The sequence below is a fragment of the Rhodococcus sp. 27YEA15 genome, assembly GCF_049739425.1.
Classification (GTDB): domain Bacteria; phylum Actinomycetota; class Actinomycetes; order Mycobacteriales; family Mycobacteriaceae; genus Rhodococcus_F.
Map to the genome: position 1 here is coordinate 1 of NZ_JBMHHW010000003.1, position 17,898 is coordinate 17,898.

General features: G+C 61.5%; 16 protein-coding genes. 8 read left to right on the plus strand and 8 right to left on the minus strand.

Going from position 1 to position 17,898, the window contains the following annotated elements; translation table 11 throughout:
• Window positions 1–62: 62 nt before the first annotated feature.
• From ABH922_RS28250 to ABH922_RS28265, 4 genes are all read right to left on the minus strand, one after another.
• Entirely contained in the window at window positions 63–875 is an 813-nt protein-coding gene (locus ABH922_RS28250) for a ParA family protein (RefSeq protein ID WP_378377697.1), read from the minus strand.
• A gap of 269 nt (window positions 876–1,144) precedes the next feature.
• On the minus strand, window positions 1,145–1,432 hold the full coding sequence (locus ABH922_RS28255; protein WP_424810343.1) for a sigma factor-like helix-turn-helix DNA-binding protein: 288 nt from the start codon (window positions 1,430–1,432) through the stop codon (window positions 1,145–1,147).
• Complete coding sequence (locus ABH922_RS28260) at window positions 1,432–2,352, minus strand: replication initiation protein (protein ID WP_424810344.1); 921 nt, start codon at window positions 2,350–2,352, stop codon at window positions 1,432–1,434. Before ABH922_RS28260 ends, ABH922_RS28255 begins: the two co-directional genes overlap by 1 nt.
• A 663-nt stretch (window positions 2,353–3,015) precedes the next feature.
• Window positions 3,016–3,168, minus strand: a complete 153-nt coding sequence (locus ABH922_RS28265; RefSeq protein WP_424810345.1) for a hypothetical protein — start codon at window positions 3,166–3,168, stop codon at window positions 3,016–3,018.
• Between the two features lie 526 nt (window positions 3,169–3,694).
• Between ABH922_RS28265 and ABH922_RS28270 the strand changes: the two genes are divergently transcribed.
• Window positions 3,695–4,276 carry a hypothetical protein gene (locus ABH922_RS28270; protein WP_424810346.1) on the plus strand — a complete coding sequence of 194 codons (582 nt, stop codon included), beginning with the start codon at window positions 3,695–3,697 and terminating at the stop codon, window positions 4,274–4,276.
• A gap of 758 nt (window positions 4,277–5,034) precedes the next feature.
• Window positions 5,035–5,208, plus strand: a complete 174-nt coding sequence (locus tag ABH922_RS28275) for a hypothetical protein (RefSeq protein WP_424810347.1) — start codon at window positions 5,035–5,037, stop codon at window positions 5,206–5,208.
• Between the two features lie 94 nt (window positions 5,209–5,302).
• On the opposite strand, the gene ABH922_RS28280 is transcribed toward ABH922_RS28275, so the two are convergent.
• A complete protein-coding gene (locus ABH922_RS28280) occupies window positions 5,303–6,070 on the minus strand; it encodes a hypothetical protein (RefSeq protein ID WP_424810348.1) in 768 nt (255 codons plus the stop codon).
• Between the two features lie 87 nt (window positions 6,071–6,157).
• On the minus strand, window positions 6,158–6,589 hold the full coding sequence (locus tag ABH922_RS28285) for a hypothetical protein (protein ID WP_424810349.1): 432 nt from the start codon (window positions 6,587–6,589) through the stop codon (window positions 6,158–6,160).
• Window positions 6,590–6,699: 110 nt separating this feature from the next.
• On the opposite strand from ABH922_RS28285, the gene ABH922_RS28290 reads away from it, so the two are divergent.
• From ABH922_RS28290 to ABH922_RS28300, 3 genes are all read left to right on the plus strand, one after another.
• Window positions 6,700–7,176 carry a hypothetical protein gene (locus tag ABH922_RS28290; protein WP_424810350.1) on the plus strand — a complete coding sequence of 159 codons (477 nt, stop codon included), beginning with the start codon at window positions 6,700–6,702 and terminating at the stop codon, window positions 7,174–7,176.
• The gene (locus ABH922_RS28295; protein ID WP_424810351.1) at window positions 7,173–7,529 is read left to right on the plus strand and encodes a hypothetical protein; all 357 of its coding nucleotides are present in this window, start codon (window positions 7,173–7,175) and stop codon (window positions 7,527–7,529) included. The genes ABH922_RS28290 and ABH922_RS28295 overlap by 4 nt, the downstream gene beginning before the upstream one ends.
• A gap of 1,114 nt (window positions 7,530–8,643) precedes the next feature.
• The gene (locus ABH922_RS28300; RefSeq protein ID WP_424810352.1) at window positions 8,644–9,252 is read left to right on the plus strand and encodes a hypothetical protein; all 609 of its coding nucleotides are present in this window, start codon (window positions 8,644–8,646) and stop codon (window positions 9,250–9,252) included.
• 492 nt (window positions 9,253–9,744) lie between these two features.
• Here ABH922_RS28300 and ABH922_RS28305 read toward each other — a convergent pair whose 3' ends face one another.
• Window positions 9,745–10,314, minus strand: coding sequence for a recombinase family protein (locus ABH922_RS28305; protein WP_424810353.1), 570 nt, complete (start codon window positions 10,312–10,314; stop codon window positions 9,745–9,747).
• Window positions 10,315–10,777: 463 nt separating this feature from the next.
• Between ABH922_RS28305 and ABH922_RS28310 the strand changes: the two genes are divergently transcribed.
• From ABH922_RS28310 to ABH922_RS28320, 3 genes are all read left to right on the plus strand, one after another.
• Entirely contained in the window at window positions 10,778–14,341 is a 3,564-nt protein-coding gene (locus ABH922_RS28310; RefSeq protein WP_424810354.1) for a DEAD/DEAH box helicase family protein, read from the plus strand.
• Window positions 14,338–15,657 carry a restriction endonuclease subunit S gene (locus tag ABH922_RS28315; protein WP_424810355.1) on the plus strand — a complete coding sequence of 440 codons (1,320 nt, stop codon included), beginning with the start codon at window positions 14,338–14,340 and terminating at the stop codon, window positions 15,655–15,657. Before ABH922_RS28310 ends, ABH922_RS28315 begins: the two co-directional genes overlap by 4 nt.
• A gap of 164 nt (window positions 15,658–15,821) precedes the next feature.
• Window positions 15,822–17,336: an N-6 DNA methylase gene (locus tag ABH922_RS28320; protein ID WP_424810356.1), complete on the plus strand. Its 1,515-nt coding sequence runs from the start codon at window positions 15,822–15,824 to the stop codon at window positions 17,334–17,336.
• 332 nt (window positions 17,337–17,668) lie between these two features.
• Here ABH922_RS28320 and ABH922_RS28325 read toward each other — a convergent pair.
• Window positions 17,669–17,898 (minus strand): hypothetical protein (locus ABH922_RS28325; RefSeq protein WP_424810357.1); only part of this gene is annotated, 230 nt, incomplete at its 5' end.

The window sequence follows — 17,898 nt, forward strand, 5'->3', positions numbered from 1 at the left end:
CAGGATGTCGGCTGTGACGGCGGGTGCTCAGGTTGGTCGCACGCGGTTGCGGTTTCGCCATCTCAGTTTTCCCCTTCTCGCATCGAGTCCAGGATTGTCGTCAGGTACTGGACGTAAGTCTGGTGAAGGACGGAAGCCTTGGCGGATCCCCATTCGTCTAGTCCACGACCTGCTTCTTGCGCTTCCGCGATGAAGGTTGCCCGCTGAACCGGGGGATCGAGAACTGGCACCGGAACAGGAAGCTGCTTAAGGATGCTTCCGAGTTCGCTTCGCCAGTGCTCCATCCGCTTCGTCTGCTGGGCATCATTGATGATCGTCGCGACAATCTTCAGATCAGAGTTGGTGTACTCCTGGATGATCTCGATCGTGTCGAGCAATCGATCCAGACCGTCGAGTGCGAACTGTCCGAGTTCCGCGACGACCACTACAGCGTCCGCTGCAGTGAATGCGTTGATCGGCAACTGGTCCAAGCTCGGCGGGCAGTCGATCAGGATGAGGTCGTACCGATCCGCAATCTCCGCGATAGCTCTTTTGAGTCTGCTCTCGCGGCCAGCCTTCATGGTGACCAAACTCTGCGCCGCATCGGCAAGATCGTCACTGCCGGCCGGGGCAACATCTAGCCCGACCCATTCTGAAGCCACAATTGCATCGGACATCGGAGTGCTTTTCGCCTTGTCGAGGACAGTTGCGAGTGAGCAGTCCAAAGAGCCTTGATGCTCGGGAGCGAGAACTTTCGTTGCGTTGCCCTGCGGGTCTGCGTCTATGACGAGCACCTTGAGGCCATGGTCCGTGATTGCCGCCCGGGCAATGTTCACGGTTGTCGTTGTCTTTCCGACGCCACCTTTCTGGTTGGCGAACGCGATAGTCCTTGTCATATGTCCCCTCAAATCGGTGATAAATACCGGCTTCTACCTGCTGATTTCGCGATTGAGACTATCAAATTGTTAACTTGCCCTCTAGTTATCATTTCAACTTGTTAACAATTTGAGAAGCTGACAACTCGTAAGAAACGTCTTCGGATGTCCACGGTCGAGGAAGTTGAGTGCGTAATAGGTGGTGTGGAGTAACGCGCTCGGATACTGCAGCGGTACGCCGCCAGCTGCCTGCCGTGCCGCTGCACAGAGTTCGGCGCCACAGGGACGGCTCAGCAGGCGTCACTAACCGGATTTTCCTTCTCTTCGAGTTTGCGGGCGTCGTGCAGTATTCGTCCGACGGCTCCGATGGTGATGTCCATTTCCTCGGCGATGTCTCGGTATTTCATGCCTTGGTTTCGTAGCGACACCACGCGGTCACGGCGTACCTTCGCGCGCTCGAGAAACTCGTCCCGCGGCTCGGCGAACAGACGCTGAATGGTCCTTGTCGAAGCACCGAACTGTTCGGCAGCCTCTCTCGCCGTCATCTTGCGGCGTACAGGGTTCTTCGCTCCGGGCATTAGATGATCGCCTCCAACATTGCCTTCTCGTCGAATTTGGTGGCGCGTTTCCGGTTTGCTTCGATCTTTGCAGGTGTCATGACCTTGGCGCTGGCTTTGCCGCCTTTGCTCCCGAGGTGAGCTTGGCGTGCGCGGTAGGCGCCTTCGTCGAAGTTGCGCCAGATCCATTTACCGATGGAGTAAGCGGTCGCCCGGACTTCGACAAAAGGCAGGGGATCGGCGAACTCGGTGTTGACGGCGTGACAGTGCTGCAGGACAAGACGCAACCACTGATCGGCGGTGCCGTTCCGGTGATGCCACCACTGCGGGTACGCCCATTTGCGGGCGGTATCGAACATGGTGACGTTGCGACCGAGGCCGGCGGCGCGGTCGGGGCGTCTGGGCGCCTGACGGGGTGTGTGGATAGTGGCAAGTTGCCGCAAGGTGTACGGAGTGGACGGGCCGTAGATGGTTGCCCAGTCGGGGTGAATGGGGTTCTTGGTGAGTTGCCCGCCGTAGGCGAAGTCACCGCCGACGGAGAGCTTGAGCCCGGTCTCGATGCGGTGGGCGTAGCGAATGGGAGTCAACCGGGCGGAGTCGGTACGGCAGACATGATTGGGTCCGAGCCACCAGCCCAGGTGCGCGCGTCCGGAGGGGGACTGGGCGACCCAATTCGGGGCGGGATGGTCCGAGGGTTTCTCGAAGGCACGCATCGCGGCGTCGGGGTGATCGCAGTCGATGACGATCGAACCGAGCAGTGCATGGGGGGAGTGCTCGACGTATCGCATCGTCAGGGCGTCGTCGCGGTTCATCCGGTACTGACCACGATCGAGGTAGTTCGTCGCGTAGGGGCGGTGTGGGAGGAGTACCTCGTCGGCCCACTGCGTGTCATTGAGTAGCAGTGCCCCCGAGGTGTCCATGGGGACAGCGTGCAGCAGCATGCTTGCTATTCGGGTCCGACACGCCGAAGCCATATAGAAAATTATTCGGGTCCGTCGTGCCGAAGCCATATCAGGTATCCCGGCCTCCATTCCAAATCCGCACCCCTACTCCTCCATCAGAGAGCTACGTTTACAAAGAATTTGCCGGATTGGGCTCTGGAGAGCTGCCGGGCTATCGAAGTGGAGAAGCCGAGTGTTCGATCTTGCACCGTACGTGGAGTTGTGGATGGACAGTCGAGCGGAGCAAGATATTCCAAAACCCCGGGGTTTTGGAATCCGTCCTGGTCGGGTGGGTGCACGAGCGATCGCGCGGAGCTCGTCGGCGGCGTGGCGGAGCAAGATCGAAACTTAGGTGCCCTAAGTCGGCTACCTGCGGCCTGCCGGCCGCGTCCCGGTGTCCGGGGCGCTGCGCTGGGCAACGAGAAACCGACACCTCGATGACCGTCGAACAGAGAGCTCGGCCACGGTCCGTCACGCGCAGAGCGGCTCGACAGAATCTGGTGCAGGCCGTGCGGAATCGTATTCGTCGGTGAATCGTTCACACGTCGTCTCCGCCATCACCATCCGCGCCCGCCCAACGCTGGGTTTCTGCTGCGAAGCCGTGAGGCGCCTCTGCGTTCCTTGTGCCGGTGTTCTTCGATTCCGGCCGCCGAGGGTGCTCGGCTATGCGCCGGTCTCGATCCAACAGATGGCGATATCGGGCGGTACCGGCTCGCCGATCACCTCAAGGTAGTCGAGGACCATTGCGCGGGCGCTGTCGAGATCACGAGTTCGGTAGGTCTGGGTAGGGGTGCTGTATCCCTCGATGTGGAGCACCAACCCCGGTGCTCGGGTGCCGGCGCGCCATCACAGTCGACGCGATTCCCATCGACTGACTTTCACCCGAATTTCTTGCACACCTCCGAGCATCGCACCACCTGCCGACAACGAACTACTCCGTGAAAACGGCCCACGGCAACGAACGTCACTGACAGTGACGACACACCCATATTTCAGACATACCTCTTGCTGAATTTCAGACTGCGTGGGCGCACTTTCGTGCGACGAAATGTTTTTCGAGGGCGGGGGACGCCGTTCCGGACTTCGGCAGCGAGGCGATGAACCTACGGGGCTCGTGTGCCGTTCCCGGCTTACCTCCCGCAGCCCTCGACCCCACTCTCCGTCCTGCGCTGCTCCCCCGGCCGTGCTCGCTTGTCAACGTGCTTCTGCACGCGTCTACCGATCTCTACCTCCCTCTATCCCGAATGTTCTTTCTCGCACATCACAGGTGCCACACACCTCTTGCATTCAGGTAACAAGACTGACAATGTTTTCGAGCGACGAAATGTTTTATGCTAACGAAATGGATCCGAACGTGTGCCCACGCTGCGGTAACCCGGTCACCATCAAGCCACGTGGCCGTCCGGCCCGGTGGTGTTCGGATCGGTGCCGCAAACTCGCTTCCGAAGAGCGTCGCGCCGCCGAACGCGGCGCGATCGGGTTGCAGATCCGCGACCACACGCGAGTGGTGGAGAAACCGGTTCAGGAGCGGATGAGCGCGACCGTCGCGGCGGCCCGCGCGGCCGAGGACATCGACGCGGCACTGTCGGTGCTCAGCGCTCTGCAACGCAAGCTTGTTGCCGACGAGGTCGCCCTCACAGACCTCGACCGGCTGTACCGGGGCATCAACGACCTGCGGGCGACGTTCCGCCGAACCGTGCCCCCGCATGCCGTGGGCCTGATCAGTTACCGGACCGAAAGCCCCGCCGCGCCTGACCCGAAAACAGCGGTGCCCATCGTGCTGGGCAGTCCTCGCGCCTGCGCGGAAGTGATCACCGCACTCACCGAACGAGTGCGCACCGGCCAACTCACCCACGACCCCCGACACGACCGAACACGGCGCGCTGTGGCGGACCTCATCCGTACCGTCAACGTCCGTCAATAGTGCCGCTGCCGCTGCCGCTGCCGCTGCGGGTGCGGGTGCGGGTGCGGGTGCGAGAAGCACCGATCCGTTCAAGAAAAAGGGTCGACGGGTGGTGGCGTGGACAGGTCGTGGCTGTGCTCGTCCATGCTGATGAACCCGCCCACGAATACCCCTGGATGGGCTCGTGATGGCACTTGAACAACGCCCGTCCGAGGTGGCCTCCGTCCGCGCGGCCGCCCCGCCGGACAGGGACCAGTCGGGCACTGCTGTTGCACCGGATCGAGGATGGGAAACGTCCCGGCGCGGTCGAAATCGACGACGGGTGGCCGATTGGCGTCGATGACCTTCTCGGTGCTCGTTTCACTCTGGGCAGGCCCAGACCGCCCGGCCCTGTGCATGGTTCTGTGGATGCCCGTGTCAGCCACGAACGGCCCCGGCCCGGCCGCGAGGATCGGACGGCCGAGTGGGGAGTAACAACTCGCTCGGGCGTGCGTGCAACTGGCAGCCGCCGAGCAGATCGCGGCCGAACGAAACCATGTCGCCGACGTCTAAGCCGGCGTCGGCGGATGCTCGAAGCCGGGCCGTTCCGGGCACGGATCTGCCGGTAGTACCGCTCCATGCCGGTGGAGCCCACGAAAATGGTGTGGGATCAGCACGCGACGATGGAGGATGGCAGGGCTCGTTGTCGAGCCCCTCAGGGGCCGCAATGGTGGCGGGATGGATCCACACCATCGATTGATGGAGGACTGGATCAGCGGAACGAGAAGAGGGGAGTGGCGATGCAGCGAGGTTTGACCGAGGCGCAAGCGGATTCGGAGATCGCCGCGCTCGCACCGATCATGGCGGTGGAGGGCCGCACGATGGACGAGCACAGTCATCAACTGCTCATGCAGTTGCTGCAGAAGAGCATCACCCTCGCCGATGCACTCGATTCGATCATCCGTCGACGATAGGGCATCGCAGAGACCGCACTCCCGCCCGCTGGCTGAGACTGCCCAGGGATGCGGGGGCGACAGTCCTTTTCCGATGCTCTCGACGGGTGCGGACTCAGGCGATGTTGCGGTGACCGCGGCGCAACTTGTCGGCGTCCGCGATCTGTGCACGCCAACTGTGGGTGAGCCACATTTCGACGAGTTCGGCGGTGGTGCCGGCTTGAGCGGCCCAGTGATGGAGCAGGTCGGTGTACCGGGTGTAGCGGGCGACGGTGAACTGGGGGACCGACGGGTTCTCCAGCCAGCCGTGCTGGATCAGACTCGACACGGATTGTTGATCGAGAAGTTGCGGTCGCTGAATGTTGTCGGGGTGGGTGGCCCAGCAGTACAACGAGAACAGTGACGGACCGACTCCGGGGGCTTTCGGCCATCCGGACCATTGCCGGAACGGACCGGCATCGGTCAGCGACGGGGATCGCTCGCACGCCGCGAACGCTTCGGTGATGACCCGGAACGGCTGCTCCGGTGTGCTCGGGGTGCGGACGTCGACGAAGCGCCGCGCCCGACCCCTATGCGGATGGGCGTAGAGCCACGCCGCGCACAGGTAGAGAGCGGTCAGATCCCGCCGGCCGCCGAATTCGAGGGTGCAACTCTCACGCTGAAGATCGCTTCGACTCAAATAGGCTGTCCCAGTGTCTATTTGGTGTCCGTCTCGGTCGTGGCCGGCGATCCTCACCGGAATCTGGTGGCAATCGAGACGGGTGTTCCACCAGTCGAGGTCGACGAGAGTCATGTCGTCGAGCACCGCTAGCCCGTGATCGCGGGCGCCGCACCATCGAACGCAGTCGTCGGGAACGGTCAACGGTTCATCGCGAGGGTCCATGTCGACATCATGGCAGCGGCCACCGACATATATCTCGATCGGAACCTGTTGTTGCACTTGATTTCATGTCGATCAGGCAGGAGATACTTACTTTCGGAACGTGTCCAAGAGGCGGTTCGTTCGTTGATGTGTCCAGGTTTTCCATCCGTTGACGTCGTGCCCCAGACATGCCTTGAGTGCGCCGGAGGGCGAGACGTAGGTGTTTCCGTTGGCCCGGATCCATCCGTCGTTGGTTACGGTGCCGCGATAGCTTTCGCCGTTGCGTTTGGTGTAGATCAGGATGTCGTCCGGCCGAATCTTCCCGGAGGTGATGTACGGCATCAACTCGCCGGTCCGGTTGTGTAGTACGGGAGTGAATTGTGTGGCTGCCGCATCAGTCGGCTCGGACTTGTCGGGCGGCAAATCCTTTTGTGCCGTAAGTAGTTCTCGGCGTAATACGGAGTTGGGTGTGTCCACGAACGGCACGGCCAACTGCTGCAGCAGTGCGAATATTTCGTCATCGATCTCGATCTTGTGCACAGGTTCTCCTCTATTCACTTAAACGCTTTATCTTTAAAGTTTTACAGTTTTCAAGTTTTTGAGTCAAGGGTAGGTTCGACAAGGTGTGACTTTAGAAGTAGTTTTAATGTATGGGTGTGTATGAGGTGACGTTCTCAGAACTGCAGTTGCAGGGCAAGGCGACGATCGAGCGACTGCGGAAGTCCCCGGCCCAGTCGCTACTGGTGCGGCGGCGAGACGCCGAAGATCTCGTGTTGACCACGGCAGCGCGGGCCGAACTTGAGCACACGGCGGCGTCGGTGACGACTCGCATGTTCGTGGCGTTGATGCAACGCGACGGCGGAGTGCGTGAGCTGGTCACCGATGTGCTGCCCGAGGTGTTTCCGTGGGTGGCCTTCCTCTCGAAGTCGGAAGTGCAGGAGTTCGTGGTCGATTTGGTGGCGACGCTGCGAGCGGCGGAATCGCTCGACAACCCAGCCCCGGTGGTTCAGGTGATCGAAGCGTGGCGGCACACAGCAGAGGTGATGGCCGATCCGGAGCTGGCGGCGATTTTAGCGGCCGACACTGATGAAGATCTGGGAGTCGTTGCAGCGCCGGTTGTTTCGTGAGTCCCAAACGCGGTGACCGGGTCGCTCCACCCGCAGATCCCACCGGTGGGTGGGATCTGCGGTTCGCTACCACCGAGGCGGTCAAAGGCTGGGACGCGCTGTGCCAGCAGGCGCCGGCGAACACCCTGACGGCCTGGGGCGAGCTACGTGAGCGACCCGATGCCCCTGCGCCGACTTCGCGGCATCACCAACTCAAAGGTGCCCTCGCGACTGCCGCACACGGTGGAACGACGATGGAGCAATGGCAGTACGAAGTCACCGCAGGCGGGCGACTCTGGTATCTCGTCGACATCGCCCGCCGTACCTTGTGGATCAAAGCCGCTGGTACTGGGCACCCCAAGTCCACAGACTGACGATCATCGGCCCGATAGTCTTGGTTGTTGGTTCATGAGACGAGTGCGTGCGCCATCTTGATTGCGTCGAGGATCGCTCCGGTTGGGTCGTTTGGACATTCCAGAGAAGTAAGAGAATACGTGGCCGCATGTTTTCCATCACGCCCTTCAAGAGCGCGCCCTGACTCGATCGAGTTACGCCGGGTCGTCTCCCAATGTTCCCCAGTCCCTGCGGAATATCGTGTCGGACGTACCGGCATCCCAACCAAGTGCATGATCGGCGCAAGACGGACACCGGCCTTGCGAAGCCTCCGGAGGCCATCAGGTGCCGGCGGCTTTCTTTTTCGTTTGATCTGTCGAGAGGCTGCGTCATGTCCCCAATGAGGGGTAAAACAGGTCTGGAGTGCACCATCACGGTGCACTCCAGACCTGTGTGTCACTCGCCTGCTCTACCGCTGAGCTACAGCCCCATGAAAATGGTGGAGCTGACGGGATTCGAACCCGCGACCTGACGATTTGTGGACTGTTTGGTTTTGAACCCAGGGCCATTCACCCGGCAGTCCTTTAATGCGTGTGTTTCGTGGTCAAGTCGACGCGTCGACTTGACCACGAAACACACTGGAGTCGAAGGGCTCGGGGCGCATTCCCGAAAGAGGGGCTCAGCGCCAATCCAAGCTGTGCCACGACTTCTGCGTGGACCATCGACTCTGGAGATAACTCTACCATAGAGTGCGACCTTGTGCAACTTGGAACCCAGCACCGGCGAGTGGTGCGCCAATTGGGCGGTTGGCAAATCGGTCCAGCTCAAGATCTTTTTTGAGACCATCGCATGTTTCTTATTAGCCCTTATACGTCGAGCTATTACCACCTGTATAGCTGCTGTAGTACCATCTACTAAGGAAATACTACTTAACACTTCTATACTACATGCTGGCGGAGGTTTTCGATGTTTGCAGCGACAGAGGACTCGCGACATGTGGCCGCTGAGTTCGAAGAGCGGAGCAAGCGCTCACAGGTACCAGTCCGGACAGCTTTCGTTCGATCTGGCTTAGCTGAAGGGGTTGCGGAGCCGCCCCTCGCATTACTCTTGCGAGGGGGGCGAGGAGGGCGGGTTCGGGTTGCTACATTCCTCTCTTTGATCTGGCGATGTTCAGCTCCGCCGTACAGCACAAACATCAAGGCGGCAGCCATTGCGCGGTTGTGGAACCTCCCCTCTCCCGATATCAACGGGGCGAGGCGTGTCCAAGAAGCGCTGAACGCTCTGGAGCGTCATAATTTGGTCCGTATCGAGCGTCATCCAGGTAAGGAATCCACGGTCTTCCTGTTGGACGACGCAGGGACTGGGCTTGACTATGAATCACCTAATCGCGCCTACAACTATGCGCGCCGGCGCAAGGCGCCTGCCGCTGAACTGCAGCAACATCTCTACTTCAGGGTGGACGCGATGTGGTGGAAGGCCGGCGCTATTCAAACGCTTAAAGGTCCAGGTTTGGCTATGCTGCTGATTCTGTTGGCGGAAGATGCGCCGAGTCGTCGAGGTACTGGAATTTGGATCAGCCCTAGCAATTTCAAGGAACGGTATGGGTTGTCGGTGGATACTCGAAAGGTGGGTTTGAAGAACCTGCAGGATGTAGGGCTGGTCGTTCCCTCGACACGACTGCAGGAGGACGTCTTCACCCAGAATCGTCGGCGAGTTTTCTACCAGCTTCGGGAACCAACTCAGTTTCGGGATCCAACTCAGTGAGGCGAGACGGCCTGTTGAGTGGATCGATAACCCAGTGAGTTCGTCTTGATGTAAGGCGAGGTAGTGAGAGATGTTGTGCTTCAGTCGATATGGTAAAAGAGCACATGAGTATCAGCGCTGAATGATCGATGATGCCGGAACTCTGCTCTTCTCGGCCGATTGGTTCGGACGGTAATGGGTTGGGTGCGTAGGCACCTTTCGGGTTTTCCGCAACTGGGCATCGCCCAATCGGGCCCGGCCGATCCAGCCTCGTGCTCGATGCCAATGGTCGGGTTGTAGGTGCCGATCATCACCAGTGGCCGAGGTTGTCCTCGCGTGCCTACTGCCGGCGCAAGTATGCCGGTGCAAGTAATGCGCGCTGCCAGTCATGCTGATGCACTAGGTTCAGTTTGTCATAGTGCAGGTATTTATCTCCAAAAGTATTGATTACCAACAAATTAGAAAATATTAAAGTGTGCTGAAGGCGGTTCTGACGGGTGAAATGCATGCCGATTAGTCGGACATTGCGCGGTAGAATGTTGCCCGAGAGATGCCTAGCGTCTTGGTGATCGTCGCGACTGACTCTCCGCTCTCGCGCATGCGACGAGCAACACCCACTTGCTCATTCGAGAGCGCCTTCGGACGGCCGGTCTGCTTACCGCGTGCCTTCGCGGCTTCCCGAGCAACGGCAGCGCGCTCGTGGATCAGTTCCCGTTCAAGCTCGGCGAGCGAGGCGAACACTCCGGCGACCATGCGGCCGGCGGGGGTTGACGTATCGATGCCTTCTCGCAGCGCACGGACGTAAATCCTCCGCTTACGCAATGCGTCGAGGGTGTTGATCGTGTCGACCAAGGAACGACCCAGACGGTCGAGGGCGGGTACAACGAGGGTGTCGCCTTCGCGGACGTAGTCGAGAGCAGCGGCTAGACCGGGCCGGTCCGAGCGGGTGCCAGACATGACGTCGTCGAAGATGCGGTCCACGCCGGCGGCGTTGAGTGTGTCGCGTTGTCCGTCGAGGGTCTGGTGTCCGGTGCTGACACGGGCATAGCCGACGAGGTGTCCGGTGCGGGTCACTGTGCTCATGCCCGAACCGTCTCATAAGTTATCTCATTGAACAATCTTGGGACGCTAGTTTTGGTACGTACTTCTGAGACACGACGAGCTGGGGCAAAGCTCGATCTCACACCCGAACGGCCGGGTGTCTCAATTCCAAGGTAATGAGACGCGGAGGTGCGCCGGGGGGTGGACTACGCCGTCGTTCGAAAGCCATCGCGTGCTCAGTGCCTGCGGCGATAGCCGATGATGATCTGGCCACGAGGTGCCCGGCCCAAGTCCGCGGGGGCGTTGATGGTGTCGAAAAAGCATCCTTCAGGAAGATCTCGATCGACGGCATCGAGCCCTAACTGGCGCAGGACGGCGATCAGGTGGTGACTTGAGCGCGGCTCGGATTTCAGAGACCCGTTCGTCGATCACGGTGTCGATGCAGGTCACGGACCGGCGGGTCCACTAGGATCTGCCTGCGAACAACACCACGTAGGGGAGCCGAATGTCGACCGTAGATCCGAGACTGCTCGACGCTGCCCGAGAATCGGTGAACTTCGGATCCCTGGCCCCGATCGAACCGCTGCTCACCATCTACGGGGCTGGCGCCGAGTCCAGTGTCTACACCGACCCCAACGGCGCGCTGATCAAATGCCGCCAATTCGGTGAGGTGCTCGCCGAGCAGCTGATCCGGCGCAGCGGCACCCGATCCGACGGATCTAAGCAGATCGACCGCATCAAGGCCCTCGAACGCGCGGGGGTGCTCACCCAAGCCGCCGCTGACGCACTGCACGACATCCGCAAGATCGGCAACGAGGCCACCCACAGTCACCTTTTCAACGTCCGCTTCGCATTGCGGTCGGTGGAGCAGTGTTGGCAGCTCGGCAACCTGCTGAGGCTCGCTCTGTCCCCCGACGATCAGAAGCCCCGCAGCTTCATCGCGCCGCGGCCCCCTTCGCCGCCACAGGTCGTCGAGGCAGGGGATCAGGCTCAGCTCGACACGATCAACCGCCGGCTCGCCGCCTCGCAGACCGAACTGACCGAGACGTTGACCGTGCTCGACGTAGCTAAGACCGCCCAGGCGGCGGAGACAGAGGCGCGCCTGGCCGCGGAGGTGGAACTCGCGAACGCTCGGCAGCGAGAGATGACGGTCGCCGTGCGATTGGCTGCACTCGAGCAGCAGCTCGCGGCGCTGCAGGACTCGGGCGCGCTCGCCTCCCGCGAACTGGCGAAGGTGTCGGCTGCCACCGGCAGCTCCTTCTCCAAGGCATTCCGTCGCCGTCCCCCGCTCAATGAGGTGCAGGCACGCCGCATCATCGACGCCCAGCTCACCGCGGCGGGCTGGGTGGTCCAGGACTACGCCGATGTCAACCCGTCCGCGGGGGTCGGCGTCGCGGTGCGCGAGTTCCGCCTCGCAACCGGCTATGCCGACTACCTTCTGTATGTCGACAGCAAGATCGTCGGCGTCATCGAGGCCAAACGTGAGGGCACCGCGCTCGTTGGAGTCGAGCAGCAGACCGCGAAGTACTCGGCGGGGCTGAGGAAGGGGGATCAGTTCGCGGCCTGGAGGCGCGGCAAGCCGCTGCCGTTCCTATACGAGTCCACCGGTGCGGAGACCCGGTTCACCAACCGGCTTGACCCGAAACCGCGGTCGCGGGAGATTTTCACCTTCGCCAAGCCACAGACGATCAAAGCGTGGATGCAGCAGGCCGACGAGCGTCCCGACGCGCCGACCTTCCGCGCTCGCCTGCAGCACCTTCCGGATCTCGATCCGAAGGGGCTGCGCCCCAACCAGATCCAAGCCGTCGAGGGTATCGAGAAGTCTCTGGCCGATAACCGCCCACGCGGTCTGGTGCAAATGGCCACCGGTGCCGGCAAGACGTTCACCGCCGTCACGTCGAGCTACCGGCTGATCAAGCATGCGGGAGCCTCGAAGATCCTGTTTCTCGTCGATCGCAACAACCTGGGTGAGCAGGCCCAGTCCGAATTCGACAACTATGTGCCGATCGACGACGGCCGCCGCTTCGGCGACATCTACAACGTGCAGCGCCTCGGCGGCCACGCCGTCCTCGGATCGACGAACGTCGCGATCTCCACCATCCAGCGACTGTTCCTGATGCTGCAGGGTAAGGACCTACCCGACGCGGATATCGACGACGACGTTGACGGCGACCCCGTCGAGCCGGACTCGCCGGTGGACGCGGTCTACAACCCGGAGGTGCCGCCGGAGGCGTTCGACCTGATCATCGTCGACGAATGCCACCGCTCCATCTATGGGCGCTGGCGCGCGGTGCTGGACTACTTCGACGCCCCGATCATCGGGTTGACCGCCACCCCGACCAAGCAGACACTTGGCTTCTTCGATCAGAACCTGGTCAGCGAGTACACGTACGAGGAGTCGGTGATCGACGGGGTCAACGTCCCGTTCGACGTCTACAAGATCCGCACGGAGATCACCGAACGGGGGGCCACGATCGACGCGAAGACCGTCGTCCCGGTGCGCGACCGCCGAACCCGGGCACAGCGCTACCTCGAACTCGAGGAGGACTTCTCATACACCGGCAACGCGATCGGCCGGGACGTGATCAGCGAGGACCAGATCCGGTTGGTACTTACAACGTTTCGCGACCGGCTCTACACCGAGATCTTCCCGGGCCGGTCAGCGGTGCCGAAGACACTGATCTTCGCGAAGACCGATGCGCACGCAGACATGATCGTCGAGCAGGTGCGCGAGGTCTTCAACGAGAGCGCCGACTTCGCCGCCAAGATCACCTACAAGTCGAAGAGCGAGGGCAACGACCCCAAACGGCTACTGCAGGACTTCCGCAACAGCCCGTCGCTGCGAGTCGCGGTGACGGTGGACATGATCGCCACGGGCACCGATGTGCGCGCCATCGAGTGCGTGTTCTTCCTGCGGTCGGTGCGCTCCGCGGTGTATTTCGAGCAGATGAAGGGCCGCGGCTCCAGGATCATCGGGGCGGACGACTACGCGGCACTAACCCCGGATGTTGCCAAGGGCTTCAAGAAGGACCGGTTCGTCATCATCGACGCGGTCGGCGTCACTGAGTCGCCCCTGGTGGACGCCACGCCGATGGAACGTGACCCGTCCGTCTCGCTGGAGAAGCTGCTACAGAAGGCAGGCACCCTGACGATCACACCCGACGAGGCCTCCAGCCTGGCGGTGCGGCTGGCGAAACTGGCCTCACAGCTCGACCCCGTGGAGTCCGCCGAGCTGGCTGAAGTCGCGGACGGCGTCGAGCTACGCGAGATCGCGAAGCGGATCGCCAACGCCAGCGATACTGATGCCGTACTGGATGCCGAGCAGCGCGGCGGGAAAGCGGAAGTTGCCGAGCAGATTCACGACGGCGTCGCCCCACTTTCAGACAACCCGGAGCTGCGCAGGGCGATACTCGACATCCGCCGGAAGAAGGACCTGATCTTCGATCAGGTCAACGCGGACACACTGCTCGGCACCAACCGCGTCGCGTACGGCAAGGGCACGCACGAGCCGGTCCGCTCGTTCCGCGAGTACCTGGCCGACCACCGCGACGAGATCACGGTGCTGCAGGTACTGCACGGCAGCGCGCCCGGCCGACCAACGTACTCCGAGCTCAAGGCCCTCGCCGAGCAGGTGGCGCGGGTGCCCGCAATCGGCAGCATCGAGACACTGTGGCGCGCGTACGCCGACCTCGGCGAGCTAGCCGACCCAGACCACAAGGTTGAGGTGCCGGACCTGGTGTCGATCCTGCGCTTCGAGCTTGCCAAGGACGCCGGAGCACAGGACGATTCGAAAATCCGGCCGTTCGCCTCCGAAGTGGAGGACCGGCTCAAGTCGTGGCTGATCGAGCAGCAGCGGCGGGGCGTCGAGTACACCGACCAACAGCGCCGCTGGCTCGGAACCATCGTGGATGTGGTGAAAACCAATGTGGCCGTGGAGATTACCGACCTCGACCAGATCCCATTCAGCGACCTCGGCGGCAGCCAGAGGTTCGCGGCCGACTTCAAGATCACGAGCAGAGAGGCTGCGTTGCAGTTGTTGAACAAGTTGAACACGGAGCTGATCGCGTGACGGAGCGGGCATTGCCTACAGGGTGGGGATGGGCCACGCTTGGGGAACTCGGCCAATGGTTTGGTGGCGGAACACCCTCCAAGCGGAAGCCTGAGTTCTGGGAATCGGGAACGATCCCGTGGCTATCCCCAAAGGACATGGGTATGAGCTTGCTCGTCGATACTCAGGATCACATCACTGACGCCGCAGTAGCTGGCTCTGCGACCTTGTTGGTGCCAGCGAACAGTGTGGCGCTCGTGGTGCGATCCGGCATCCTGGAACGCCGAGTTCCGGTATCGCTGGTCCCATTTGCGACGACTATGAATCAAGACATGAAAGCTGTTGCACCGCACGCTGCGGTCGATTCGAAATGGTTGCTGTACACGCTGCAATCCCAAGAACTGGTCATTCTGCATGCTTGCCGAAAGGCCGGAACAACAGTCGCTTCGCTCGACACAGCGAAGCTCCATGGGCTCCCAATTCCCCTCCCCCCGCTCCCCGAGCAGCACCGCATCGTCGAGGCACTCGAAGACCACCTCTCCCGCTTGGACGCCGCGGACCAGACACTCCAGAACGCACGGGCCAGACTGCGGCTCGTCCGCGCCCTCTACCTCAATGCGACCCTTTGCAGCCGAGAAGTTCTCGCCTCCAGCACAATCGGTGACGAGTGCGAGGTCTTCGTTGGAGCAACACCATCACGAGCAAACCCCACCTTTTGGAACGGAGACTTCCCATGGGTCTCTAGCGGCGAGGTCGCATTCAATCGCATTTCAACGACACGCGAGCGCATCACACGCGAGGCCGCCGGGAATGTGAGCACCCGCGTTCACCCACCAGGAACCGTAATGATGGCAATGATCGGCGAAGGAAAGACCCGTGGCCAAGTCGCGATTCTAGACATCGAAGCCGCCCACAATCAGAACTGTGCTGCAATCAGAATCGACTCGTCGAAGTTCCTTTCTGAGTTTGTATATCACTCGCTCCGTAGCCGCTACGAACAGAACCGCAACACGGGTGCTGGCGGTGTTCAGCCTGCTTTGAACAAGCAAAAGGTCCGGGAGATCGAGCTTCCAGTGTTCGCCATCGACGACCAGCGCGATATCGTTGCCGAGATCGAAGACTTCGACGACGCGTATACAAGAGCAAAGATCTCCGTTGACACTGCGTTGGCCCGCTCGTCCACCCTCCGCCGCTCCCTCCTTCGCATGGCCTTCAATGGAGAGCTCGTCGACCAGGACCACACCGACGAACCTGCCACTGTTGCACTCGCGAAAATCCGCGACGAGCAGTCGGGCACCATATCGCGGCGCCAGCGGAGGGTAGCGGCCACTAAATGACCCGCTCCGCACGCAGTCGCACCGCCATGCGGTCTGCGCACCGATGAGCGAGCAAACTGGACAACATAGCCCGCTCGTACGACAAGTTCGTGACCTTCGGCATTGCCGCTCATGAATGAGGTCCGAAGCCTTACTCCCGATAGTGCACCGGCTACCCTCGACAGGTGAGTAACGCCGCTGAACTTCGCCGCCTCGTCGACAAACTTTGGAGCTACTGCGATGTTCTGAGGGATGCCGGAGTCTCCGCCATCGATTACGTCGAGCAGCTCAGCTTCCTGCTGTTCCTGAAGATGGCGGACGAGCGCCAGCAGAACTTCATGAACCCAGTCCAGATCCTGCCGGCGGGACTCGACATCTCCTGGGCTCGTCTCGTGGATCTCGATGGTGTCGCGCTCGAGGAGGAGTACCGCCGAATCCTGAGCCAGCTCGGAAAAGAGACCACCAACCTCGGTGTCGTCTTTCGTAAGGCACAGAACCGGATCCAGGAACCTGCACTGTTGAGGAAGCTCGTGGTGGACCTGATCGGGTCCGAGAATTGGTCGAGTATCGGCGGCGACCTCAACGGCGACGCCTACGAGGGGCTACTGCAGAAGTCCGCCTCGGACGTCAAGTCCGGCGCAGGTCAGTACTTCACCCCGCGCACCCTGATCCACGCCATGGTCGACGTGATGCGCCCGACGCCAGCGGACACCATCGTCGACCCCGCGTGTGGAACGGGCGGGTTCCTTCTAGCGGCGGTCGAGTACCTAGGCGCTCACTACGGCAACTCCATCACCCCCGAGCAGCGGACCGCTCTGAGCGAGGGTCGGACCGTACGCGGTGTCGAACTGGTCGACGGGACCGCCCGTCTCGCGACGATGAATATGTTCTTGCACGGCATCGGCCAGGCTACCGGCGCCCCAGTGATCGACGTCCACGATGCGCTCGCGACGAAGCCCACCCTATCCGCGTCGATGGTGTTGGCCAATCCCCCATTCGGGAAGAAATCTTCGATCACCGTCGTCGGTAACGGCGGCCGCGCCGAGCGCGAAGATGTCGCCTACAACCGTCAAGACTTCTGGGTCACGACCACCAACAAACAGCTCAACTTTGTCCAGCACATCGCGTCACTGCTCGCCATTGACGGTCGCGCCGCAGTAGTTGTGCCCGACAACGTGCTGTTTGAGGGCGGCACTGGCGAGACCATTCGGCGGCGGCTGCTCAAGGAATACGACGTCCACACCTTGCTACGCCTTCCGACGGGCATCTTCTACGCGGGCGGTGTCAAGGCGAACGTGCTGTTCTTCGACCGCAAGCAGGCCCGCCCCAGCCAACCGTGGACGGACAAGCTGTGGGTGTACGATTTCCGCACCGGCGAGCACTTCACCCTCAAACAGCGGCCGCTGCGCGACGAGCACCTCGCCCCTTTCGTCGAGGCGTTCAACGCCGACGATCGATCCTCTCGGGTCGAGTCCGAGCGGTTCAAGCCCTACTCGTACGACGAGCTGGTCGCCCGGGACAAGGCAAACCTCGACATCACATGGCTCAAGGACCCGTCACTGACCAACACCGACGACGGGGTACCGCCGGAGATTATCGCGCAGGAAATTGTAGAGGACCTGAGCGCCGCGATCGCCGAGTTCTCTGCCGTCGCCGACGCGTTGGCAGCCCGCGCCGCCAAGGTCGCCAACCGGGACTGATCTATCGGGGTCGGCTATATCGGGGTCGGCCGGAATACGGCGAGTGAGCCATGCCCTTGACGTCCAGAGGGGTCGAGCAAGAGGGGTCCCTCGATGATGTTGCCGGTGTCCGAGGCCGGCCGGGAATCCGCCCAGTGCAACTCCGGTGCGGCGCTGACTGCGATTTCGGGAAGGACCTGAGTACGCAGCGGTGCGATGAATATGCAGTGGAATCTCTGACATAAGGGACGGTTATCGGAGTGCCTGTTGCCGGGTCGGGCCAGTGGATCATTGAGAGAAAGACGCAATTAAGTCAACTTGTTAACATCCTAACTTGTCGACAAGATGACAAGTTACCTTGCGAGCACTTCATCGATGCATTTGTTGATTTCAGCGTCCATCGTGGTCCCCAGCTGGGCAAGTTTTGCCTTGAACGCGGCTCGCCGAGCCTTCGTCACTCGAGCCGAAACCTGGGCGGTACGTGCTCCCTGATCATCCTGCAATCCGCTCGCTTGCGCAGGCTCTGCTGTTGCAACATCCGAAGTCTGCGGAGTTTCGGCTTCCCGCTCCTCGACCGGAATCG

What these genes read in the sequence shown, in the direction of transcription:
- ABH922_RS28280 (WP_424810348.1), bottom strand. Translation starts at nt 6,070, where the DNA reads ATGGACCCTCGCGATGAACCGTTGACCGTTCCCGACGACTGCGTTCGA.
- ABH922_RS28290 (WP_424810350.1), top strand. Translation starts at nt 6,700, where the DNA reads ATGGGTGTGTATGAGGTGACGTTCTCAGAACTGCAGTTGCAGGGCAAG.
- ABH922_RS28270 (WP_424810346.1), top strand. Translation starts at nt 3,695, where the DNA reads ATGGATCCGAACGTGTGCCCACGCTGCGGTAACCCGGTCACCATCAAG.
- ABH922_RS28305 (WP_424810353.1), bottom strand. Translation starts at nt 10,314, where the DNA reads ATGAGCACAGTGACCCGCACCGGACACCTCGTCGGCTATGCCCGTGTC.
- ABH922_RS28275 (WP_424810347.1), top strand. Translation starts at nt 5,035, where the DNA reads ATGCAGCGAGGTTTGACCGAGGCGCAAGCGGATTCGGAGATCGCCGCG.
- ABH922_RS28310 (WP_424810354.1), top strand. Translation starts at nt 10,778, where the DNA reads ATGTCGACCGTAGATCCGAGACTGCTCGACGCTGCCCGAGAATCGGTG.
- ABH922_RS28255 (WP_424810343.1), bottom strand. Translation starts at nt 1,432, where the DNA reads ATGCCCGGAGCGAAGAACCCTGTACGCCGCAAGATGACGGCGAGAGAG.
- ABH922_RS28250 (WP_378377697.1), bottom strand. Translation starts at nt 875, where the DNA reads ATGACAAGGACTATCGCGTTCGCCAACCAGAAAGGTGGCGTCGGAAAG.
- ABH922_RS28260 (WP_424810344.1), bottom strand. Translation starts at nt 2,352, where the DNA reads ATGCTGCTGCACGCTGTCCCCATGGACACCTCGGGGGCACTGCTACTC.